Origin of the sequence: Sulfitobacter sp. 1A15106 (assembly GCF_043556995.1) — a bacterium.
In the GTDB taxonomy this organism is placed as follows: Bacteria; Pseudomonadota; Alphaproteobacteria; order Rhodobacterales; family Rhodobacteraceae; genus Sulfitobacter; species Sulfitobacter faviae.
In genome coordinates this window covers 186,653-208,125 of sequence record NZ_JBIFFM010000005.1, presented here as the reverse complement: position 1 = coordinate 208,125, position 21,473 = coordinate 186,653, and the positions used below count along the sequence as shown (strand labels likewise).

25 protein-coding genes and 1 tRNA gene are annotated in these 21,473 nt (G+C 63.4%); 8 read left to right on the top strand and 18 right to left on the bottom strand.

Features of this window, described 5'->3' with window-relative positions; translation table 11 throughout:
* Positions 1 to 2 precede the first annotated feature (2 nt).
* From ACGYKA_RS09895 to dgcN, 3 genes are read right to left on the bottom strand one after another with little or no spacing between them, the layout of a single operon-like run.
* Positions 3 to 863: a D-amino-acid transaminase gene (locus ACGYKA_RS09895; RefSeq protein ID WP_394412188.1), complete on the bottom strand. Its 861-nt coding sequence runs from the start codon at positions 861 to 863 to the stop codon at positions 3 to 5.
* A gap of 2 nt (positions 864 to 865) precedes the next feature.
* The gene (gene dgcA, locus ACGYKA_RS09890) at positions 866 to 1,831 is read right to left on the bottom strand and encodes an N-acetyl-D-Glu racemase DgcA (RefSeq protein ID WP_394412185.1); all 966 of its coding nucleotides are present in this window, start codon (positions 1,829 to 1,831) and stop codon (positions 866 to 868) included.
* 2 nt (positions 1,832 to 1,833) lie between these two features.
* Positions 1,834 to 2,835 carry an N-acetyltransferase DgcN gene (dgcN, locus tag ACGYKA_RS09885; protein WP_067264538.1) on the bottom strand — a complete coding sequence of 334 codons (1,002 nt, stop codon included), beginning with the start codon at positions 2,833 to 2,835 and terminating at the stop codon, positions 1,834 to 1,836.
* A 257-nt stretch (positions 2,836 to 3,092) separates the two neighbouring features.
* Here dgcN and ACGYKA_RS09880 point away from each other — a divergent pair, with 257 nt between their 5' ends.
* Positions 3,093 to 4,052, top strand: a complete 960-nt coding sequence (locus ACGYKA_RS09880; protein WP_394412182.1) for an L-malyl-CoA/beta-methylmalyl-CoA lyase — start codon at positions 3,093 to 3,095, stop codon at positions 4,050 to 4,052.
* Between the two features lie 158 nt (positions 4,053 to 4,210).
* Positions 4,211 to 5,173, top strand: a complete 963-nt coding sequence (locus ACGYKA_RS09875) for an acetyl-CoA carboxylase carboxyltransferase subunit alpha (protein ID WP_271688391.1) — start codon at positions 4,211 to 4,213, stop codon at positions 5,171 to 5,173.
* Here the strand turns inward: ACGYKA_RS09875 and ACGYKA_RS09870 are convergent.
* Entirely contained in the window at positions 5,170 to 5,616 is a 447-nt protein-coding gene (locus ACGYKA_RS09870; RefSeq protein ID WP_271688392.1) for a GNAT family N-acetyltransferase, read from the bottom strand. The genes ACGYKA_RS09875 and ACGYKA_RS09870 overlap by 4 nt on opposite strands.
* A gap of 177 nt (positions 5,617 to 5,793) precedes the next feature.
* Positions 5,794 to 6,444, bottom strand: a complete 651-nt coding sequence (locus ACGYKA_RS09865; protein ID WP_067264652.1) for a GntR family transcriptional regulator — start codon at positions 6,442 to 6,444, stop codon at positions 5,794 to 5,796.
* Positions 6,445 to 6,570: 126 nt separating this feature from the next.
* Here ACGYKA_RS09865 and ACGYKA_RS09860 point away from each other — a divergent pair, with 126 nt between their 5' ends.
* Together ACGYKA_RS09860 and ACGYKA_RS09855 are read left to right on the top strand one after the other, a co-directional pair.
* Positions 6,571 to 6,864 (top strand): Dabb family protein, encoded by a 294-nt coding sequence (locus ACGYKA_RS09860; protein ID WP_271688393.1) that lies wholly within the window; start codon positions 6,571 to 6,573, stop codon positions 6,862 to 6,864.
* Between the two features lie 8 nt (positions 6,865 to 6,872).
* The gene (locus ACGYKA_RS09855; protein ID WP_271688394.1) at positions 6,873 to 7,994 is read left to right on the top strand and encodes an aminodeoxychorismate synthase component I; all 1,122 of its coding nucleotides are present in this window, start codon (positions 6,873 to 6,875) and stop codon (positions 7,992 to 7,994) included.
* On the opposite strand, the gene ACGYKA_RS09850 is transcribed toward ACGYKA_RS09855, so the two are convergent.
* Complete coding sequence (locus tag ACGYKA_RS09850; RefSeq protein ID WP_067264558.1) at positions 7,991 to 8,677, bottom strand: M48 family metallopeptidase; 687 nt, start codon at positions 8,675 to 8,677, stop codon at positions 7,991 to 7,993. The genes ACGYKA_RS09855 and ACGYKA_RS09850 overlap by 4 nt on opposite strands.
* Positions 8,678 to 8,788: 111 nt before the next feature.
* On the opposite strand from ACGYKA_RS09850, the gene ACGYKA_RS09845 reads away from it, so the two are divergent.
* Both ACGYKA_RS09845 and ACGYKA_RS09840 read left to right on the top strand, forming a co-directional pair.
* Positions 8,789 to 9,118: a TIGR02300 family protein gene (locus ACGYKA_RS09845; RefSeq protein ID WP_394412176.1), complete on the top strand. Its 330-nt coding sequence runs from the start codon at positions 8,789 to 8,791 to the stop codon at positions 9,116 to 9,118.
* A 99-nt stretch (positions 9,119 to 9,217) separates the two neighbouring features.
* Positions 9,218 to 9,293: transfer RNA gene (locus ACGYKA_RS09840), tRNA-Ala, on the top strand.
* Between the two features lie 260 nt (positions 9,294 to 9,553).
* Here ACGYKA_RS09840 and ACGYKA_RS09835 read toward each other — a convergent pair.
* On the bottom strand, positions 9,554 to 10,318 hold the full coding sequence (locus tag ACGYKA_RS09835; RefSeq protein ID WP_271688395.1) for a sulfite exporter TauE/SafE family protein: 765 nt from the start codon (positions 10,316 to 10,318) through the stop codon (positions 9,554 to 9,556).
* 142 nt (positions 10,319 to 10,460) lie between these two features.
* Here ACGYKA_RS09835 and ACGYKA_RS09830 point away from each other — a divergent pair, with 142 nt between their 5' ends.
* Both ACGYKA_RS09830 and ACGYKA_RS09825 read left to right on the top strand, forming a co-directional pair.
* Entirely contained in the window at positions 10,461 to 12,143 is a 1,683-nt protein-coding gene (locus ACGYKA_RS09830) for an acyl-CoA dehydrogenase family protein (protein ID WP_394412173.1), read from the top strand.
* A gap of 67 nt (positions 12,144 to 12,210) precedes the next feature.
* Positions 12,211 to 12,603 carry an META domain-containing protein gene (locus tag ACGYKA_RS09825; RefSeq protein WP_394412170.1) on the top strand — a complete coding sequence of 131 codons (393 nt, stop codon included), beginning with the start codon at positions 12,211 to 12,213 and terminating at the stop codon, positions 12,601 to 12,603.
* Here the strand turns inward: ACGYKA_RS09825 and recO are convergent.
* The 11 genes from recO to rpoZ all read right to left on the bottom strand — a co-directional run bounded on the left by recO (position 12,587) and on the right by rpoZ (position 21,405).
* The gene (gene recO, locus ACGYKA_RS09820; RefSeq protein WP_209216609.1) at positions 12,587 to 13,309 is read right to left on the bottom strand and encodes a DNA repair protein RecO; all 723 of its coding nucleotides are present in this window, start codon (positions 13,307 to 13,309) and stop codon (positions 12,587 to 12,589) included. The two genes, ACGYKA_RS09825 and recO, sit on opposite strands and share 17 nt — an antisense overlap.
* Positions 13,309 to 13,638: a DUF1491 family protein gene (locus ACGYKA_RS09815; RefSeq protein WP_394412167.1), complete on the bottom strand. Its 330-nt coding sequence runs from the start codon at positions 13,636 to 13,638 to the stop codon at positions 13,309 to 13,311. Before ACGYKA_RS09815 ends, recO begins: the two co-directional genes overlap by 1 nt.
* Before the next feature lie 15 nt (positions 13,639 to 13,653).
* Complete coding sequence (gene era / locus ACGYKA_RS09810; protein WP_394412164.1) at positions 13,654 to 14,562, bottom strand: GTPase Era; 909 nt, start codon at positions 14,560 to 14,562, stop codon at positions 13,654 to 13,656.
* Positions 14,559 to 15,245 (bottom strand): ribonuclease III, encoded by a 687-nt coding sequence (gene rnc, locus ACGYKA_RS09805; RefSeq protein ID WP_067264583.1) that lies wholly within the window; start codon positions 15,243 to 15,245, stop codon positions 14,559 to 14,561. The genes era and rnc overlap by 4 nt, the downstream gene beginning before the upstream one ends.
* Positions 15,242 to 16,078: a signal peptidase I gene (gene lepB / locus ACGYKA_RS09800; protein WP_168612648.1), complete on the bottom strand. Its 837-nt coding sequence runs from the start codon at positions 16,076 to 16,078 to the stop codon at positions 15,242 to 15,244. Before lepB ends, rnc begins: the two co-directional genes overlap by 4 nt.
* Positions 16,079 to 16,200: 122 nt before the next feature.
* A complete protein-coding gene (acpS, locus tag ACGYKA_RS09795; RefSeq protein ID WP_394412161.1) occupies positions 16,201 to 16,614 on the bottom strand; it encodes a holo-ACP synthase in 414 nt (137 codons plus the stop codon).
* Positions 16,615 to 16,761: 147 nt separating this feature from the next.
* A complete protein-coding gene (locus ACGYKA_RS09790; protein WP_394412158.1) occupies positions 16,762 to 17,205 on the bottom strand; it encodes a PA2169 family four-helix-bundle protein in 444 nt (147 codons plus the stop codon).
* A gap of 113 nt (positions 17,206 to 17,318) precedes the next feature.
* Positions 17,319 to 18,071, bottom strand: a complete 753-nt coding sequence (locus tag ACGYKA_RS09785; protein WP_394412155.1) for a pyridoxine 5'-phosphate synthase — start codon at positions 18,069 to 18,071, stop codon at positions 17,319 to 17,321.
* A 99-nt stretch (positions 18,072 to 18,170) separates the two neighbouring features.
* Positions 18,171 to 18,827, bottom strand: coding sequence for a DUF2062 domain-containing protein (locus ACGYKA_RS09780; protein ID WP_067264597.1), 657 nt, complete (start codon positions 18,825 to 18,827; stop codon positions 18,171 to 18,173).
* Positions 18,828 to 18,864: 37 nt separating this feature from the next.
* The gene (locus ACGYKA_RS09775) at positions 18,865 to 21,015 is read right to left on the bottom strand and encodes a bifunctional (p)ppGpp synthetase/guanosine-3',5'-bis(diphosphate) 3'-pyrophosphohydrolase (RefSeq protein ID WP_067264600.1); all 2,151 of its coding nucleotides are present in this window, start codon (positions 21,013 to 21,015) and stop codon (positions 18,865 to 18,867) included.
* A gap of 36 nt (positions 21,016 to 21,051) precedes the next feature.
* Complete coding sequence (gene rpoZ / locus ACGYKA_RS09770; protein WP_067264606.1) at positions 21,052 to 21,405, bottom strand: DNA-directed RNA polymerase subunit omega; 354 nt, start codon at positions 21,403 to 21,405, stop codon at positions 21,052 to 21,054.
* Positions 21,406 to 21,473: the final 68 nt, after the last annotated feature.

Sequence of the window (21,473 nt, the reverse complement as noted above, 5' to 3'; positions counted from 1 at the left end):
CCTCAGATCGCGGTTTTGCGCATCTCTTCGAGATAGATTTCACGCAAACGGGGTGCGAGCTTGCCCGGCGCGCCGCCGCCGATCTTGGCCCCGTCGATCTCAATGACCGGGGTGACAAAGGCGCTGGCCGAGGTCACGAACGCCTCATCCGCCTGCTGCGCCTCTTCAATGGTGAAATTGCGCTCTTCCACCTGCATCTGCGCTTCGCGGGCCAGTTCCAGCACCGCCTTGCGGGTGATGCCATGCAGAATGTCGTTCGAGGTCTCGCGCGTCACGATCTTACCGTCCTTGACGATATAAGCGTTGTTCGACGTGCCTTCGGTCACGAAACCGTCTTCGACCATCCAAGCGTCTTCGACACCGGCTTTCTTGGCCATCATCTTGCCCATCGACGGGTAGAGCAGCTGCACCGTTTTGATATCGCGGCGGCCCCAACGGATGTCTTCGATGCTGATCACGCGGATGCCGTCACGGGCGGCGGGGTTGTCGGCCAACCCCGGCTTGGATTGGGTGAACAACACCAGCGAGGGCGCGGTGGTCTCGGGGTCGGGGAAGGCGAAATCACGGTCGCCATCCGACCCGCGCGTGACCTGAAGATAGATCAACCCGTCTTTGATATCGTTGAGACGCACCAACTCGCGGTGGATTTCCAGCAGTTCTTCGGTCGTCGCAGGCGCGCGCATGTCAAGCTCGTTCATCGAGCGGGTCAGACGCTCGGCATGGCCGTCAAAGGCGATGAGCTTGCCATCCAGCACGCTGGTCACCTCATAGACCCCATCGGCCATCAGGAAACCCCGGTCAAAGATCGAGATCTTGGCCTGATCCTCGGGCAGGTATTCGCCGTTTACATAGACAGTTCGCATGGTCACCCCCAGAGCGCTGCGGCGGGGGGATGCACGCCCGCGCCGTCGAATTTCAAAGCATTGTCGCGGTCTTCGGCCAGAAGCAGCGGGCCGTCAAGGTCCACCACCTTCGCGCCTTGGGCGACCAGCGTCGCGGGTGCCATCGCCAGCGACGAGCCAACCATGCAGCCCACCATGACCTCGAACCCCTCGGCCCGCGCTGCATCGCGCAGCGCCAGCGCCTCGGTCAGCCCGCCGGTCTTGTCGAGTTTGATATTTACCACATCGTATTTGCCCTTGAGGCCCGGCAGGCTGGCGCGGTCATGGCAGCTTTCATCCGCGCAGACGGGCACGGGGCGGTCCATCCCCAAAAGCGCGTCGTCTTCGCCAGCGGGCAGAGGCTGTTCGACCAGCGCCACCCCAAGACGGAGCAGATGCGGGGCGAGGTCGGCATAGACCTCAGCCGACCAGCCCTCATTGGCGTCGATGATGATCGTGGCATCGGGCGCCCCGGCGCGCACCGCTTCGAGCCGCGGCATGTCATCGGGCGTGCCGAGCTTGATCTTCAGCAGTGGCCGGTAGCTGTGTTTCGCCGCCTGCGCGCGCATTGCCTCGGGTTCGTCCAGCGAAAGGGTATAGGCCGTGATCTCTGGCCCCGGCGCGGTCAGCCCGGCCAACTCCCACACCCGCTTGCCGGCGCGTTTGGCCTCTAGATCCCATAGCGCGCAGTCGACCGCGTTGCGTGCAGCCCCCGCAGGCAGCAGATCATAGAGCGCTTGGCGGGTGATATTACCCGGCAGGCCGTTGATCTCAGCCGTGACCGATTCGAGGGTCTCGTCATAGCGCGCGTAGGGCACGCATTCGCCCCAGCCGGTCACGCCGCCTTCGGTCACGCGGACGGTCAGCACCTTGGCTTCGGTCCGCGAGCCGCGGCTGATGGTAAAGACCTGCGCCAGTTTGAACGTATCTGCGGTAACGTCGATCTGCATGGTCACAGCGCCGCCAGCGCATCGGCCAGTCGCGCCGCCCCTTGGCGGAAAGGATCAACCGCAGGCAGGCCAAGACGCTCCTCAACCTCGGCCAGATAGGCATCCGCCTCGGCCTCGGACATATGGTAGGTGTTGACCGAGATACCGACGACTTTGCAGTCTGGGTTCGGCACCTGCGCCAGCGTCAGCGCCATGTCGCGCACCGCTTCGAGACTGGGCAGGCTGTATTCCGGCAGGCCGCGCATATGGGTCCGGGTCGGCTCATGGCACAGGATCAGCGCGTCGGGCTGGCCGCCGTGGATCAGCGCCATGGTCACCCCGGAATAAGAGACGTGGAACAGGCTGCCCTGCCCTTCGATGATGTCCCAATGGTCATCGTCATTGGCGGGGGTGAGATATTCCACCGACCCGGCCATGAAATCGGCGATCACGGCATCCAGCGGCACGCCTTCGCCGGTGATCAGGATGCCGGTCTGGCCGGTGGCGCGGAAGGTGCTTTTCATGCCCTTTTCGCGCATCGCCTCGTCCAGCGCGAGGGCGGTGTACATTTTCCCGACCGAGCAATCGGTGCCGACGGCCAGAACCCGCTTGCCGCTGCGCTTCTTGCCGTCGGCGATGGGGTATTCGACGCTGGGCACGCGCACGTCATGCAATGTGGTGCCGTTGGCCTCGGCAGCCGCCACCAGATCGGCTTCGTTGCGCAGCAGGTTGTGCAGGCCCGAGGCGATGTCGAAGCCCATGTTCAGCGCCTCAATCAGCACCTCTTTCCATGCCGCGCTGATTTTACCGCCACGGTTGGCGACACCGATGACCAATGTCTCGGCCCCCGCCTCACGCGCTTCGGCCAGCGTCATGTCTTGCAGACCGAGATCGGCCTTGCAGCCCTCCATGCGGAACTGGCCGACCGCGTTGTCGGGCCGCCAATCCTTGATGCCTTGGGCGACCTTGGCGGACAGAGAGTCAGGCGCGTCGCCCAGAAAGAGCAGATAGGGGGTTTTGATCATGGCAAGCCTCCGGCATTGAATTTGTCCGCATATTGCGCGCGAGAATACGCAAGTGCGTGGCGTTGTCGACGCGTCTGCATGCAAATGCGCAGCATTTCCCGCAAATTACCGCTGGCTGCGCAAAATTCGTGCGCGCCTTTCGTCGAAGGGCGGGCCTTTCGAAATGCTGCAACTGCGAAAACCTCCTTGCGATTGGCGACGCAATTTCATACCAGAATGAAGACACGCGATGAAACAATATTACCCATAGGTGCCCCATGAGCTTCCGCATTCAGCCTGCCGCCCCTGCCCGCCCGAACCGCTGCCAATTGTTCGGCCCCGGCTCCCGCCCGGCGATCTTTGAAAAGATGGCAGCGTCGGATGCCGATGTGATCAACCTCGACCTTGAAGACAGCGTGGCACCTTCGGACAAGGACAGCGCGCGCGCCAATATCATCAAGGCGATTTCCGAGATCGACTGGGGCAACAAGTCGCTTTCGGTGCGGATCAACGGGCTGGACACGCCCTATTGGTATCGTGACGTGGTGGAGCTGCTTGAGCAGGCCGGGCCGCGCCTTGATCAGATCATGATTCCGAAGGTCGGCTGTGCGGCGGATGTCTATGCCGTCGATGCGCTGGTGACGGCGGTGGAGACCGCCAAGGGGCGCGAGAAAAAGATCAGCTTTGAAGTCATTATCGAATCCGCTGCCGGCATTGCCCATGTGGAAGAGATCGCGGCCTCCTCCCCGCGCTTGCAGGCCATGTCGCTGGGGGCGGCCGATTTCGCGGCCTCCATGGGCATGCAAACCACCGGGATCGGCGGCACGCAGGAAAACTACTACATGCAGCGCGGCGAGCAGAAGCATTGGTCGGACCCGTGGCACTGGGCGCAGGCCGCCATCGTCGCCGCCTGCCGCACCCATGGCGTGCTCCCCGTCGACGGGCCTTTTGGCGATTTCTCGGACGACGAGGGTTTTCGCGCACAGGCGCGCCGCTCGGCCACGCTGGGCATGGTCGGCAAATGGGCGATCCACCCCAAGCAGGTGGCGCTAAGCAACGAGGTGTTCACCCCGTCGGAAGAGGCTGTGGCCGAGGCGCGCGAAATCCTCGCGGCGATGGAAGAGGCCAAGGCCAAGGGCGAAGGGGCCACCGTTTATAAGGGGCGTTTGGTGGACATCGCCAGCATCAAACAGGCGGAGGTGATCGTGCGCCAGTCCGAGATGATCGCCGGGGGCTGAGCGCTTTTGGCAAGCCGCCGGGGGCCCTGCCCCCGGACCCCCGAGGGTATTTGAAAAAGGATGAAGAGGGAGGGGCGTGGGCTTGCCTGCCTTGCAAACCCGCGTTGCAAACCGGCGCGCGGCGCTCCATATACACAGGCAACAAGCCGGAGCATGCAATGACCCAATATCTGGATTTCGAAAAACCCCTGGCCGAGATTGAAGGCAAGGCGGAAGAGCTGCGGGCGTTGGCCCGGTCCAATGAAGAGATGGACATCACCGATGAGGCCCGCGCGCTGGATAAGAAAGCCGCCGGGATGCTCGAAGACCTTTATGGCTCTCTGACGCCTTGGCGGAAATGTCAGGTGGCGCGCCATCCGGAGCGGCCCCATTGCAAGGATTATATCGAGGCGCTGTTCACCGAGTTCACGCCTTTGGCGGGGGATCGGAACTTTGCCGATGATCTGGCCGTCATGGGCGGGCTGGCGCGATTCAACGATACGCCGGTGGTGGTGATTGGCCATGAGAAGGGCAATGACACCAAGAGCCGGATCGAGCGCAATTTCGGCATGGCGCGGCCTGAGGGCTATCGCAAGGCGGTGCGGTTGATGGAACTGGCGGATAAGTTCAACCTGCCGGTGGTTACCATCGTCGACACGCCCGGCGCCTATCCCGGCAAGGGTGCCGAAGAACGCGGCCAGTCCGAGGCGATTGCCCGTTCGACGGAGAAATGCCTGCAGATCGGCGTGCCTTTGGTCAGCGTGATTGTGGGCGAAGGCGGCTCAGGCGGGGCGGTGGCATTCGCTACGGCGAACCGTGTCGCGATGTTGGAGCATTCGGTTTACTCCGTGATCACGCCCGAAGGCTGTGCGTCGATCCTGTGGAAAGACAGCGAGAAGATGCGCGAGGCCGCCGAGCAGATGCGTCTGACAGCCGATGAGCTCAAGACGCTTGGCGTGATCGACCAGATCATCCCTGAGCCGATGGGGGGTGCGCATCGCCATGCCGAAGAATCGATCACGGCCGTGGGCAAGTCGATTGAAGCGATGTTCAAGGAGCTTGACGGCAAGGACGGCAAGACGCTGGTTCAGGAACGCCGGACCAAGTTCCTTGAGATGGGGCGCAAGGGGCTGGCGGCCTAAGCCAGCCGCCGCCGAAAACGCGGATCAGGCGTGATTTGGTCGAAACCGGCGGCGCGGTAGAACCCCTGCGCGCGCCGGTTTTTTGTATCCGTGCCCACAGTGACATAGCTGCATCCTTGGCTCTGGGCGTGGTCCAGCGCCGCCTTGACCAGCGCGCGGCCAATGCCGCGACCGCGGGCCGTGTCGCAGACGAAGAGATGGTGCAGGTCCATCCCTCTTGCGCCGAATTGCAACTGCATCTGCGGGCAGAGCGCGGCATAGCCATGTAGGCCGGTGGCGCCTTCGGCCACCAGAAGGGTCACCCAGGGTGTGGGGCCGAAGCAGTCACGTTCCAGCGCGGCGCGCGTCACGGTGGCGGTGTCGCCGTGGTAGGCGGCCAGCGCGTGGGCCAGATCGAGCACCATCGGCAGGTCGGATTTCGCGGCGGGTCGAATGGGGGGCATGTCGTCTCTTTCTGTGAGGCCACAGGGAGACAGGATAAGCCGCGCTGTGGCGGCTTGTGCATATGGGAATGAGTGCCGCGCCGATCAGGAGCGGGGGTAATAGACAGATGTGAAGCTGGTCTTTTCCATATGCCTTTGATGCGCTGCTGCTCCCCTACTGTCAAGCCATGGGCGGGATCAGCTGGCCAGCATGCGCAGACCTTGTGTCACATCCGAACGCACCGCCAGCCGCAGCCCCGGCTCATCGCCCGCGCGCAGGGCCGCGATGATCAGACGGTGAAAATGCGGCGGCTCGGTCCGGCGCAGGCGGCCATAGAGCGCGCGCATGGTGGGGCCGAGTTGCAGCCAGACCGTTTCTGCCATGGCGAGCATAGCGGGCGCTTGGGCACGCAGGTAGAGCGTGCGGTGGAATTCGAGATTGGTGCGGATGTAGCTGACCGCATCGCGGTGGGCCACGGCCTCGGCAATATTGGTGTTGATCGTCTGCATCCGCTCGATCAGCGCCATATGGGCGCGTGGCAGGGCGCGAGAGGCAAGCTCGACCTCCAAGAGCGCGCGGAGGGCGGCCAATTCCTCGATCCGCTCATTGCTGAGCTCGGGGGTGGAGATGCGTCCGGAGGTCGACATGGTCAGCGCCCCCTCTGCCGCCAGCCGCCGCACCGCTTCGCGGGCCGGGGTCATCGAGACCTCATATTCCTTGCCGATGCCGCGCAGGGTCAGCGCGTGGCCGGGCGGCAAATCGCCATGCATGATCCGCGCGCGCAGGCGGCGGTAGACACGATCATGGGCCAGCGGCGTGGCCTCGACAGGGCGTGGGGTCAGGTTCATGATGCGGTTGTGATCACAAACCAGCCACCCGTCAAGCGCGGCATTTTGCAGCCAAGACGCGATCACCCGTTGTCGCGAGCCTTGCGGCGATTTATCGGAGGTCAAACTGCCTTAAGGAGACGCGCCGTGACCAAACGAAACTTCATCCGTCATGTGGTCTTTTTCTCGGCCAAGGACCCCAAGGACATTCCGACGATCGTGGCGGGGCTTTGGAAACTGGCCGACATTCCGCATTCGACGACTTTCGAGATCTGCGAGAACACCCGTGTTGATGCGCTGTCGGGGGATGTGGATGTGGTCGTCTATGCCGAATTCCCGGATGCCGAGGCGCTGGCCGCCTATAAGGCGCATCCGCTCTACCAGGAATCCATCGATATCGTGCGGCCACTGCGCGATATGCGCGTGCCTGCGGACTTTTAAGGCGCGCTATGGCTGGCCCGCGCGTTCTTTTCGACACTGGCCCGCTGGGGTACGGCACGGCCTTCACCGCGCCGCGGCAGATCATCAGTGCCGATACCCCGGCTGAGGTGCCTGCGGCCTTTGCAGCACTTGAAGCTGCGCAGGAAAGCGGCGCGTGGTTGGCAGGCTATGCAAGTTATGAGTTGGGCTATCTTGGATCGCACAAGCTGCGTGCGTTGATGCCCGCGGCGCGCGGGCTGCCCCTGCTGCGCTTCGGCGTTTTTGATGCGCCTGAGGCTTATGGTTTTGCCGAAGATGCGGGTGATGCCAGCCTGTCGGCGCTCACGTCGGATTGGGATTTCGCGCAGTATCAGGCCGCCTTTGCTGAAGTGCAGGACTTCATCAGCGCGGGGGACATCTATCAGGCCAATCTGACCTTTGGGATGGAGGGGCGCTTTACCGGGACGCCAGAGGCGCTTTATGCCCGGCTGCGCCAGCGGCAAAGCGTGGCCCATGGGGCTTTCGTCGATCTTGGCGGCCCTGTGCTTTTGTCACGCTCGCCGGAGTTGTTTTTCGCGCTCACCGCCGAGGGGCAGCTCACCGCCCGCCCGATGAAGGGCACGGCGCGGCGGGGGCGGGATGCTGCGGAGGACGCGAAGCTGCGGGATGACCTTGCGGCCTCGGAAAAGAACATGGCCGAGAACCTGATGATCGTGGACCTTTTGCGCAACGACATCAGCCGGATCGCCGAGGTGGGCAGTGTCGAGGTGCCGAAACTGTTCGAGATCGAGACCTATGAGACCCTGCATCAGATGACCTCGCGCATCACGGCGCAGGTCTTGCCGGGAAAGCGGTTGACCGACCTTTTTCACGCGCTCTTTCCCTGCGGCTCGATCACCGGGGCCCCCAAGATCCGCGCGATGCAGATCCTGCGCGCTTTGGAGCCGGCCCCGCGCGATGCCTATTGCGGGGCGGTGGGCTGGATCGCCCCCACGGGTGCGATGCAGTTCAACGTGGCGATCCGCACGGCGACCTGTCACCCAGAGGGGCGGCTACGGCTGAACGTGGGCGGCGGCGTGGTGCATGACAGCACGGCCGAGGATGAATATGCCGAAGCGCTGCTGAAGGCGCGTTTCGCCACGCTGGCCTAGAATCGATAGCGGTGCAGCCCGCCGCCATGGTCGCGCAGCCATTGGCGCGGCGCCTGATAATCGCCGTAGATCCGCGTAACCTCGGCCCAGAAGGCGGGGGAATGGTTCATCTGCGCCAGATGCGCGACTTCATGGGCGGCGACATAGTCCAGCACCTCGGGCGGGGTCATGATCAGCCGCCAAGAGAACATCAGCGCCCCGTCGCTGGAACATGACCCCCAGCGGGAGCGCGTATCGCGCAGGGTGATGCGGGCATAGGGCTTGCCCAGGAGCGCGGCATAATCGTCGCAAGCCCCGGCGAGGCGGTCGCGCGCCACCTCGCGCAGGTGTGCGGCCAGACGTTTGCCCAGGCTCTCCTCTGGGCCGGGCACGAGGATCTCTTCGGGGCCGATCCGCACACCCCTCCCCTGCCCCCCGCGCACCCGCAGCAGCTTGCCGCCCACCGGAAGCTCTGCCCCCGGGGCCACGATCACATCCTCGCCCCGCGCGGCGAGGTGTTGGCGAATCCAGTCTTGCTTGCTTTCGGCAAAGGCCAGCGCCTCACGCTCCGCCAGCCGTTTCGGCATCGTCAGGGTCACCCGCCCGTCCAGTTGCGAGATGCGCAGTGAGATGCGCCGCGCGCGCGCCGAACGGCGAAGGATCAGCGGAATCGGCGGGTTGCCGGGCAGCACAGGGTCTTTCATTACCGGAGCAACGTCCCTAGATAGAGGCCAAAGCCTTTGACAGTGCCCCCCTCATATGGCACTTGGCCGGAATCATCTACACGCAACAGCAATATTATAAAGGGGTGTTTCATGCCCAACGAAGAATGGGGAACCAAGCGCCTGTGCCCCACTACGGGCAAGCGCTTCTATGACCTCAACAAGAATCCGATCATCAGCCCCTACACGGGCGAAGAGGTCGAGTCCGACAATTCCAAGTCGCGCATGATCGCGGCGGATGCCGAGGATGCGGTCACAGCCAAAGCCAAGAAGGGCGACAAGGCCGACGACGAATCGCTGGTCGATGACGATGACGCGGTCGACGTGGATCTGGATGACGATATCCTTGATGACGACGACGATGATGACGATACAGTTCCGCTCGACGATCTGGCCGATGTGGCCTCGGACGACGAGGATTAATTAATCGGCGGCGGGGTCAATTTTCCGCTTGATCCCGCCTCCGCCAGCGCCTAGACAGCGCCACAGAACGACCCGGATCACACGATCACGATCCACGATGGGGCCTTAGCTCAGCTGGGAGAGCGCCTGCATGGCATGCAGGAGGTCAGCGGTTCGATCCCGCTAGGCTCCACCAAGCCTTTTGCAAAGCAAAAGGCGTCGCGCGGCAGTCGCTTCGAAGAAGCGATGAGAGCGCTAGACCAGCCTACTCAAAATCGGACAATGCTAGCGATTAGCCGAAATCGATGCGTCGCGATCGTTTCCTGAGGGTCATCGTCCTCCCGGTCGCACCAAAGGTGCGCCCCAATACGACGGCACGCCTCTGGCGTGACGGGCGTGCAAGCGATGGCCCGGCGCCTGCGACTTGTTTCCGGGCCGGTGGCAATCCCGAAGCCATTAAAAAATCGCCCGCCGGATCAGGTTCAACCCCGCCACCATCAAGACCACCAAAGTCATCTTGCGAAACAGCACCGGATCAACACGGTCCATCACCTTGCTGCCCAGCCAAACGCCCAGCATCACCGGCAGAATCAACAGCGCCGAGAAGGGCCAGGTCTGCGCGTTCAGAACGCCCGACCCGATATGCGCGACGAGAAGCGCCACCGCGCCCAGCCCGTAGATCACCCCTTGGATCCGCATCTGATCATGTTTCGCGGTCCCGAGCGCGGTGAGATAGGCCACCGTGGGCGGCCCCCAGATGCCGGAAATCCCCCCAACGGCCCCGGCAAATCCGCCCACCAGCGCCTCGACCTTCGTCGACCGCTGGGCCAGGTGAAACTGATGTTTCGACAGTTGCAGCAGCGCAAACAGCACCACCGGCACGCCGATCATCAGCAGCATCACCGTTGCCGGCACCAGCCGCACCATCTGGGCGGAGAGCACCAGCATCACGCCGCCGCAGAGCAGAAACACCCAAAACAGCTTGATCGACCGCAGCGCGGCCTGCGGCCCCTGCCGCAACGCTTGAAAGGCATTGGCCAGCACCGTGGGCAGAATCAGCCCCGCCAAGGCCAGATCGGGCGCCATGAATGTCGTGAGGCCGGAAATCAGCACCAGTGGCAGGGCGAAGCCCACCACGCCTTTGACGAAGCCACCGCAAAGACCGATTGCAAGTGCAGCATAAAATTCGAACGGGGTGAGAAAGGGGAAAATACTGTTCATACCGTTACATAGCACCCTCCTCCGGGGCCGCACGCCAAAAATGATCGCGCAATATTAGAACAAAATGCCGCAGCGAAACGTATCTTTGTTGTGCTGCGACTGCGAAAGGTCTATGCCTGTCCCAAGCAAGAAAGGACAGCCCATGGCACATGACGGTCAGGACATGACGATGCATCGCGTAATTCTCGACGATCTGATCGGGCAGACCGGCGCGGCCCTGCCGCCGCTCGACCAACTGCTCGAAACCGCCACCGCCGCGGTCCGCGCGCAGGTGAGCGACGGCGGTCGCGTCTCGGCCAAGCTGATCGAGGCCAATCAGACCGCCGCCCACGGGCTTGCTTGGCTCGCCACCTATGTCCAAGCCCTGCGTCAGATGCAGCTTTGGGCCGAGCGGCTGCAAAGCGAGGGGCGCTTTGGCGAGGTGGAGCAACTGCTGCACCAGATCGCCTTTGGCGAATACCTCTGCCAAATCCGCGGCGGCATCCAGATGAACCAAGGGGAGATGCTGCGCCTGCAAGATCTCGGGCTGAGCGCCGAGGATGAGGCCGCGCTCGACAATCCTGCGATCACCAGCCTGACCCGCGCGGGCAACACCCAAGCAGCGCGCAGCCGTCTGGTCGAACTGATGCAGGAACGCAGCGCCGATGTGACCTTTGGCGTCAGCGGACTGGACGAAGAGCTTGAGATGATCCGCGGTCAGTTCCGCCGCTACGCGGTGGAAAAGGTCGAGCCGCACGCCCATGACTGGCACCTCAAGGATGAGCTGATCCCGATGGAGGTGATCGAGGAACTGGCCGAGATGGGCGTTTTCGGCCTGACCATCCCCGAAGAATACGGCGGTCTGGGCCTGACCAAAGCGTCGATGTGCGTGGTCAGCGAAGAGCTGTCGCGCGGCTACATCGGGGTCGGCTCGCTCGGCACCCGCTCGGAAATTGCCGCCGAACTGATTCTCTGCGGCGGCACCGAGGCGCAGAAAGAGAAATGGCTGCCCCGCATCGCCAGCGCCGAGACCCTGCCGACGGCGGTCTTTACCGAGCCGAACACCGGCTCAGACCTTGGCAGTCTGCGCACCCGCGCGGTCAAGGACGGGGATGATTACAAGGTGACCGGCAACAAGACATGGATCACCCATGCCGCGCGCACCCATGTGATGACCCTGCTGGCGCGCACCGATCCCGAAACCAGCGATCACCGTGGGTTGTCGATGTTCCTCGCCGAGAAAACGCCCGGCGATGATGCCACCCCCTTCCCCACCCCCGGCATGACTGGCGGTGAGATCGAGGTGCTGGGCTATCGTGGGATGAAGGAATATGAGCTTGGCTTCGACGGTTTCGAGGTGAAGGGCGAGAACCTTCTCGGCGGCGAAGAGGGGCGCGGCTTTAAACAGCTGATGGAGACCTTCGAGAGCGCCCGCATCCAGACTGCCGCCCGCGCCATCGGCGTGGCGCAATCGGCGCTCGATATCTCGATGCAATACGCGCAGGACCGTAAGCAATTCGGCAAATCACTGATCAACTTCCCCCGCGTCTCAGGCAAGCTGGCAATGATGGCGGTGGAGCTGATGGTGGCCCGGCAGCTGACTTACTACAGCGCCTTCGAGAAGGACGCCGGGCGCCGCTGCGATGTGGAGGCGGGCATGGCCAAACTGCTGGGCGCACGGGTCGCATGGGCGGCGGCAGACAACGGTTTGCAGATCCACGGCGGCAACGGCTTCGCACTGGAGTATAAGATCAGCCGCGTCCTCTGCGATGCGCGGATTCTCAACATCTTCGAAGGGGCTGCCGAGATTCAGGCGCAGGTTATTGCCCGCCGCCTTCTGGGCTGATCTGCCGGGGTTGCAAGCGCTGCCGATGTCAGGGACATAGGCGGCGCTTCACTCCAAAGGACAGCCCATGCGCAGCTTTCTGATCCTCGCCGCCCTCAGCGCCCTGCCGCAATGCCAAGGCGATGAAACCGTCCGTGCCTATGGCGCGGGCGACAAGACATGGCATCTGGTGGAGTTGGACGGCAAGCCCTTCGACGCCCGCGCGACCCTGACCTTCCCAGAGACCGGCAAGATCGCCGGGCAGGCCCCCTGCAACGCCTATAGCGCCGCGATGACGGTGCCCTACCCGTGGTTCGACACAGGCCATATCGCCGCCACTCGCCGCGCCTGCCCCGACCTTGCGAGCGAGACGGCGTTTCTGGACGCGCTGACCGAGGTGACCATCTCGGACGTGCTGGGCGACACGATGATCCTGTCGGATGACAGCGGCGAACGTCTGGTTTTCAAAGCCGCCGACTAAAGGCATCGACAAAGCGCGCGCGGGCTTCCGGCAGGGGTTTGCCGCCCAAGTCCCGCGCCAGATGCACGGTCAGGAAATGCCCCGTCGTCCGCAGTCCTTGCGCCACCTCAGCATCACTTCCCGCCCCGCCGCGCAGCACGGGCGGCAGGGGCAAAAGCCGATCCGCCCAGTCCCCCGCCCCCTTGGCCGAGACCGCACGCCCAGTCTTGGGGGAGACATAGATCAGCCCCTCGGTCGCCCCCGTCACCGCGCAGGCGTCGAGGTCGAGCGCATAGCCCATTTCCTCCAAAAGGCGCAGTTCCCATTTGAGGTAGGCCAGCGGCCAGACATCGCCCTGCCCCAGCATATCGAGCAGCGCCTCGGTGCGCCGATAAAGCGCTGGATGCGGCTCGCGTTCGGGCAGACAGAAGGCCAGAAGCGCGGTGACCGCATTCAGCCCAGCCAGCGCCAGACGGTCCTGCATGGCCACGGCGGCGCGGCTGCGCAGCGGCTCGACGGTGAAAGCGCCGATATGGTCTTCAAGCCGCGCGCGCCATGCCACGTCAAGCTGCGCACCGGGCTGCAGGCTGGGCGCGATCTTGCGGCTGGTGCCGCCGCGAACGATGCCGGCGTGGCGGCCTTGGGCGGGGGTGAAGACCTCAATGATGGCGGAGGTCTCGCCATGTCGCCGCGCGCTCAACAGGATGCCCTGATCGCGCCATTCCATCAGGCCAGCCCCGGCTCGTCCAGAAGGTGCCGCCCGGCGCGGTCCTCGACCTCGATCACCCAGAGGTCGGGATCGAAGCTGCGCTGGCGCGAGACGGTGGCATCGACCTCCCCCTCGTCGCCCGCGGCCAGTTCGACCCACTTACGCGCGCCGCTCATCAGATCGAAGGAACGCTGGAACAGCACCGCGCGGCCATCGAGGGTGGAGAGTTTCACCAGAACCGCGCCGCCGGTGTCATCGCCATGGGCCACGACGAAGGCCGGGATGTCCTGCAGGCGCAGCCGGGCAAGATAGGCATCGACCCAGAAGCGCGCGGTCAGGCGGGCCATGGCAGGCCTCTGGCGTCAGTCGTTGCCATCTTTGAAATCCAGGCCCATCTCGGAATAGCGCTCGGCCTCTTCCAGCCAGTTGGCGCGGACTTTCACCTGCAAAAACAGATGCACCTTGCGGCCAAGGAACTCTTCGAGTTCCTCGCGCGCGGCCTTGCCCACGGCCTTGATCGTCTCACCGCGGTTGCCCAGCACGATGCCCTTGTGGCCGTCGCGAACGACATAGACCAACTGGTCAATCCGGGCCGAGCCGTCCTTGCGCTCTTCCCAGTTCTCGGTCTCGACGGTGAGCTGGTAGGGCAGTTCCTGATGCAGGCGCAGGGTCAGTTTCTCGCGCGTGATCTCGGCGGCGATGTTGCGCATCGGCAGGTCGGCGATCTGGTCCTCGGGGTAGAGCCACGGGCCCTCCGGCACCTCGCCCGCCAGCCACTCGCGCAATGTGTCGGTGCCGTGGCCGCGCTCGGCGGAGATCATGAAGGTTTCAGAAAAATCAAAGGCCGCGTTCATCTTCTCGGCCAGCCCCAGCAGCACCGGCGCCTCGACGCGGTCGATCTTGTTGATCGCCAGCGCCACGCGGCGGCCCTTGGCGATGTTGCCAAGCTCTTCGAGGATGCGTTCCACACCCTCGGTCACGCCCCGGTGCGCTTCGATCAGCAGCACAATCACATCGGCATCCGCCGCCCCGCCCCAAGCGGCGGCGACCATGGCGCGGTCCAGACGGCGGCGCGGCTGGAACAGGCCGGGGGTATCGACGAAGACCAATTGCGCATCGCCCTCCATCGCCACGCCGCGGATGCGGGCGCGGGTGGTCTGGACCTTATGTGTCACGATCGAGACCTTGGCCCCGACCATGCGGTTCAGCAGGGTGGATTTGCCCGCGTTGGGCTCTCCGATCAGGGCGACGAATCCGGCACGGGTGGTCATGTGTTGCTCTCCAATTGCCGCAGCAGCGTGCTGGCGGCGGCCTGTTCGGCGGCGCGTTTCGACGGCGCGGTGGCGGCGGCCTCGGCCCCGTTGTCCAGCCGCGCGGTAATGGTAAAGACGGGCGCGTGATCCGGGCCGCTGCGCCCGGTCTGCACATAGCGCGGCGGGTTCAGCCCCCGCGCCTGCGCCCATTCCTGCAAAGCGGTCTTGGCGTCGCGGGCGTCTTCCTTGACGGTTTTGAGGCGGTCGCCCCAAAGCCGCAGCACGAGGTCTTTGGCGGCGTCAAAACCACCGTCCAGATAGACCGCGGCGATCACCGCCTCGATCGCATCGCCCAAAAGCGCCTGCTTGCGCCGCCCGCCCGAGATCATCTCGGACCGACCGAGCTTAAGCACCTTGCCCAGATCAATCTCACGCGCCACATCGGCGCAGGTTTCCTTGCGCACCAATGCGTTGAAGCGCGGGGCCAACTGGCCTTCGCTGGCGCCGGGATCAAGCGCCAGCAGCGCTTCGGCCATGACAAGGCCCAGCACCCGGTCGCCCAGAAACTCCAGCCGCTGGTTGTCGTCGCGGTTGGCCGAGGACATGGAGGCATGGGTCACCGCGCGCACCAGCAGCTCCGGCTTGGCAAAGTGATGGCCAATCCGCGTCTCGAAGGCTTTGAGGTCTCCGCTCAGTTTCATCTGACAGCTTCGAAGAAGCGGTCGCCGCGCCATGTCCAAAAGAACAGCATCGAACGGCCGGCAGAGCTGAACATGATGCGATCCGCGCGGCCAATGAGGTTTTCAAAGGGCACGAAACCCACGCCCCCGGCGCGCTGCGCCAAGCGGCTGTCGGCAGAGTTGTCGCGGTTGTCGCCCATGAAGAAGTAATGCCCCTCGGGCACGGTATAGACGCCCGTGTTGTCCGACTGCTGATTGGTGATGTTCAGGGTCGGGTAGGACACGCCATTGGGCAGGGTTTCGATTTGGCGGCTTTTCACGCAGGTCGCCCCTTGGCCAACGGGGCCGTTTTCGCAGCGCGGGCGCAGTTGTTGCGGGCCTTGGGGGGCCATGACCTCTTCAAACGTGCCCGCATCTTCGACCTCGACCGGGGTGCCGTTCAGGCTGATGACACCGTTCTTGATCTGCACCTTGTCACCCGGCAGGCCAATCAGGCGCTTGATATAGTCGCGGCCCGAGACAGGATGACGGAAGACGACCACATCGCCGCGCTCAGGCTCGGAGCCGAAAAGACGCTCGTTATCGCCATCGAAGACACCGCAAACATCCTTGGCGTCAACCTCGATCCCGACACCGGGCAGCATCAGGCTGGGGCAGGACGCATAGGAATAGCCGTAGGCCATCTTGTTCACGAAGAGGAAATCACCGATCAGCAGCGTCTCTTTCATGGAGCCAGAGGGGATCCAGAAGGGCTGGAAGAACAGGGTCCGAAAGACACCGGCGATCAGCAGCGCCCAAAAGATTGTCTTGATGGTTTCGACAAAGGCGTTGCCGGTTTTTTCCTTAGCGGCCATGCGGCGCTCCTGACATATCGGTTTGGGGTTACATGCGGGGCCGTGCGGGCCAAGTCAAGTGACGCGGGGCCGGATCGGCCTGCCCCGCGTGCATATGACGCGAAACGGCGGGCTGCGCCAGTCTAAGAGGCCGGATCGGCAAGAGGGCGCGCTTCAATCACCACGAAAGCCTGCGCCCAAGGGTGATCGTCGGTCAGGGTGACATGGATGATCGCCTCATGCCCCGGCGGGGTCATCGCGGCGAGACGGTCCGCGGCCCAGCCCGTCACCTCCATCACCGGCTGACCGCTGCGCAGATTGCTCACCGCCATGTCGCGCCAAGCGATGCCCATGCGCAGCCCGGTGCCAAGCGCCTTTGAACATGCCTCTTTCGCGGCCCAGCGTTTGGCATAGGTGCCCGCCACGTCATGGCGGCGCTCGGCCTTGCGTTGTTCGACCTCGGTGAACACCCGATTGCGAAACCGGTCGCCGAAACGGTCGAGCGTGCCTTGGATACGCTCGATATTTGCCAGATCAGTGCCGATGCCGAGGATCATTGGGTGCCATTCTTGCCGCGTGACGGGGCCGATGGCCCTTTGCCCTCAATAGATCACGCGGCGGGAGCGAGGAAAAGCGGCAATCCGACCCGAAAACGCCGCCCCGGGGGAACGGGACGGCGTTGAATTTGCTACAAGGCGCGGCGCTTAGGCTGCGGCGTGGCGGGCCTTCTCGGCTTTCGCCTCGTCGATGGCGCGCTGAACGGCGGCGCGCTGTTCGGTCAGGAATTCATAGCCGGGACGGCCAGCAGTGGCTTTGATCGCATCGTCGTAGTTTTCGACCAATGCGGATTCGCCGTTGATGATCTCGTCATAAACAGCTTCGTTGTCGCCGGTCACGGCGTCGCGCAGTTTCACCCAACCGCGGTGTGCCGATGCGGCGGCAGAGCCTTCTTCGGATACATCCACGCCGTCGACCCCAAGCTGGCGGTGCAGTTCTGTGTGGAACTTCTCACGCTCCGCGATGCGCTGGTCGAAGAAGCCGACAAAAGCCGCTTCGTCCGAGACCTGCTTGCGGGATTCACGATAGCCGTCGCGGCTGTCGATCAGGCGGGTGTGCAGTTTCTTCAGCGTGTCGATATGGTCGCTCATTGGTGCCTCCGTAGGTTTGTTAACCAGTCTGGCGGCCCAACGCGGCCAAGGCCGCTTTAGGTCCAGAGGGAGGCACCCTTTGAGAGATTTTCCGCCACCGGCGGGCGGCAGGTTCAGCCCTCGCGGGCCTCATCCATCAGGCGGCGCATCTCGGCAATCGCGGGTTCCAACCCGAGGAAGATCGCCTCTCCAATCAGGAAGTGCCCGATGTTAAGTTCCCGCACCTCAGGGAAAGCGGCGATCGGGGTGACGGTGTCATAGGTCAGCCCGTGGCCCGCGTGCACCTCAAGCCCGAGAGAGTCGGCGAAACGCGACATCTCGCGCAGCTTGTTGAGTTCGACATCCGCCTCATCCCAACGGCCCTCGGCGAAGGCATCGCAATAGGCACCGGTGTGCAATTCGATCACCTCTGCGCCGATGCGGTTGGCGGCTTCGATCTGCGCGCGCTCGGCTGCGATGAAGATCGACACCCGGCTGCCCGCCTCGCGCAGGGGCGCGATAAAATGGGCCAGCTTGTTCTCTTCCCGCGCGACTTCCAGCCCGCCCTCGGTGGTCCGCTCTTCACGCTTTTCGGGCACGATGCAGACCGCGTGGGGCTTGTGGCGCAGGGCGATCTTTTGCATCTCATCCGTCGCGGCCATCTCAAAGTTGAGCGGGACCGACAGCACCTCCATCAACCCTTCGATATCGGCGTCAGAGATATGCCGCCGGTCTTCGCGTAGATGCGCGGTGATGCCATCGGCGCCAGCCTTTTCCGCGATCTTGGCCGCGCGCAGCGGGTCGGGATAGGCGCCGCCCCGCGCGTTGCGCACGGTCGCCACATGGTCAATGTTCACGCCCAATCTCAGCTTTGGTTGATCCACCATCTCGATTCCCCTTGCATCACTTGCCCGACCATAGGTCGGAAATTTCGCCAACCCCATAGGGAGAAGCGGTTTTTCCCGAAAATTGATGGCGCGAAAAGATCAGTCTGCGTGGCGCTTGGCGTCGGCCTTTTGCGCCGCCTTATGTTTGAGCGCCTCGAACTTGGCTTTGATCATGCCGCGCCGCCGCTTTTGATAGGCGCGCAGCACCGGGACCGAGATGTAATAGGCGATAGAGGCGCAGATCATCCCAGGCAGGATGCCCCCGATCAGATAGGGGTAGAAGACCTGATGGAAGAACACCGTCAGCCCGGTCCAATCCATCTGGGTATCGGTAAAGATCGCGACGAAATTCTCTTTCAGATCGCGCCCGGCGTCGAGGAACTTACCCCCGAAAGAGCGGTGCGCCGTCGGTGCCACGGGCGCGCCGAGGATCCAATGCCCAGTTTGCAGAGCCGCGATGCCGATGGGCACATAGGTCAGCGGATTGCCAAAGAACGTCGCCATCAGCGCAGCAAGGATATTGGCCCGCATCACCCGCCCGATCAGCGCGGCGACGATGAAGTGCAGGCCATAGAAGGGCGTAAAGGTGGTAAAGACCCCGGCCCAGATGCCGCGCGCGATACGCTCGGGGCTGTCGGGCAGCCGCCGCATGCGGTGTTTGACATAGTGAAACGCACGCGTCCAACCACCGCGCGGCCACAGAAACTCGGCCAGCGCGCGCAGGGTCGGTTTCGGATCGCGGCGTTTGAAAATCAAGTCTCAGGTCCAGTATCGGCGTTTCGTCTGCGCAGGGTCAGGTGGTCTTTTCGACGGTCTTTCCCATGCTCATATTGCGGTGCCTGCTGACATCGGCGACCTCACTCTCGGCTTCGAGCGTGGACATCAGCGAATGCAGGTGACTCACGTCTCGGAGATCCACATAGACCACCAGCCGGTAAAAGTCAGGCTTGCGCTCCACAAACTCCAGATCCGAAATATTGGCCGAGGCTTCGCCGATCAAGGTGCAGACCCGCCCCAGAACGCCCGCGCCATTGCCGATGGTGATGTCCAGCGCGCAGGTATAGACCGCTGGGTGGCTGCCGTCATGCCAACGCAGATCGAGCCAACGTTCGGGTTGGTCCTCATATTCCGAGAGGCGGTCGCAGTCGATCGCATGGACAGTCACGCCCTTGCCCCGGAAGGTGATGCCAACGATCCGCTCACCGGGCAGCGGGGTGCAGCAAGGCGCGCGGTCAAAGCTCTGCCCCGGCTCTAGCCCCACGACCGCGCGGCGCACGTCGATCTGTTCGCCCTTTTGCGGGGCAAGATCGGGATAGACGCATTCCACCACTTCGCGGCCCGTGAGCTCCGAACTGCCAAGCCGGGCGAGCACCTCATCAGGGCCATTCAGCCGCATGTTCTTGGCCACGGTATGCAGCACCTTGTCGGTGGCCTTCTTACCGACCTGCGCAAAGGCCGAGCGGGCCAATTCGCGGCCCAGTTTGATAAAGCGCTCGCGGTCGACCTCACGCAGGGAGCGCCGGATCGCCGACTTGGCCTTGCCCGTGGTGGCAATGTCGAGCCACGTCACCTGCGGCGTCTGGCCCTGCGCGGTGGTGATCTCAATCGACTGGCCGTTTTTGATCCGGGTCCACAGCGGCACCCGCATCCCGTCGACCTTGGCCCCCACACAGGCGTTGCCGATACGGGTGTGGATCGCATAGGCGAAATCAATCGGCGTGGCGCCGCGCGGCAGTTTTACCACATCGCCTTTGGGCGTGAAGCAGAAGACCTGATCGGCGTACATTTCAAGCTTCACCGCTTCGAGGAAATCCTCGTGATCGGTCTCGGCGTCAAACTGCTCGGTCAGCTGGCTGATCCACTTGGCGGGATCGACGGCAAAGGGGTTCCGGCTGCGCACACCGTCGCGGTAGGACCAATGCGCCGCGACGCCGGTCTCGGCCACGTCATGCATCTGGCGGGTGCGGATCTGCACCTCCACCCGTTTGCCATCACGGCCCGAGACGGTTGTGTGGATCGACCGATAACCGTTGGTCTTGGGCTGGCTGATGTAATCCTTGAACCGCCCCGGCACCGCGCGCCAGCGGCGATGGATCGCCCCGAGGGTGCGGTAGCAGTCTTCCTCAGAAGCGGTAATCACGCGAAAACCGTAGATGTCGGACAGGCGAGAGAAGCTCTGCTCCTTCTCCTCCATCTTGCGCCAGATCGAATAGGGTTTCTTGGCCCGGCCAAAGACCTCGGCTTCGATATCGGCCTTTTCCAACTCTACCCGCATATCGCCGGTGATGCGCTGGATCACATCGCCGGTGTCACGTTGCAGGGTGATAAAGCGGCGAATGATCGAGGCGCGCGCCTCGGGGTTGAGCACCCGAAAGGCGAGGTCTTCAAGCTCTTCGCGCATCCACTGCATGCCCATGCGGCCCGCCAGCGGCGCGTAGATGTCCATCGTCTCCCGCGCCTTTTTGATCTGCTTGTCCGGGCGCATGGATTTGATCGTGCGCATGTTGTGCAGACGGTCGGCGAGCTTGACGAGGATGACGCGCAAGTCCTTGGACATCGCCATGAAAAGCTTGCGGAAATTCTCAGCCTGTTTGGTCTCGGTCGAGTTTAGCTGAAGGTTGGTCAGCTTGGTGACGCCATCGACCAATTCCGCCACCTCGCCGCCAAAGAGGCTTTGCACCTCGGCATAAGACGCTTTGGTGTCTTCGATCGTGTCGTGCAGAAGGGCAGTGATGATCGTCGCATCGTCAAGCTGCTGTTCCGTGAGGATCGCAGCGACAGCGACGGGATGGGTGAAATAGGGCTCACCGGAATGGCGAAACTGCCCCTCATGCATCCGCGCCCCATAGTCGAAAGCGGCGCGGATCAGGGGTTCGTTGGTACGCGGATTATAGCCTTGAACGAGAGCGATCAGGTCGTCGGCAGTGATGTCGGCGCTGTTCATGCCATCTGCCTCATAGCCCCGGCCGGGGCGCGGGGGTTAGCCCTGCCCCTGTGCGGCCATCAACTGGCGCAGCAACATTTCTTCGGACATGCTGTCTTCTTCGGGCTTGTCCTCTTCGGCACCCATCAAAAGCGCCATGGCGTCTTCTTCGGGCTCATCGACTTCGATCTGGCTCTGGTTGCTTTCGATCAGACGCTCGCGCAGATCATCGGCCGACTGTGTCTCTTCGGCGATTTCACGCAAGGACACGACGGGGTTCTTGTCGTTGTCACGGTCAACGGTCAACTGCGATCCGGCAGAGATCTCGCGGGCACGATGTGCGGCCAGCATGACGAGTTCGAAACGGTTCGGAACCTTATCCACACAATCTTCGACGGTGACGCGGGCCATGAAGCCTCCAATATCTCATTTGCTGCCAGAAGTGCCGTATTTAAGCCGCCTCGGGCAGATTTACAAGC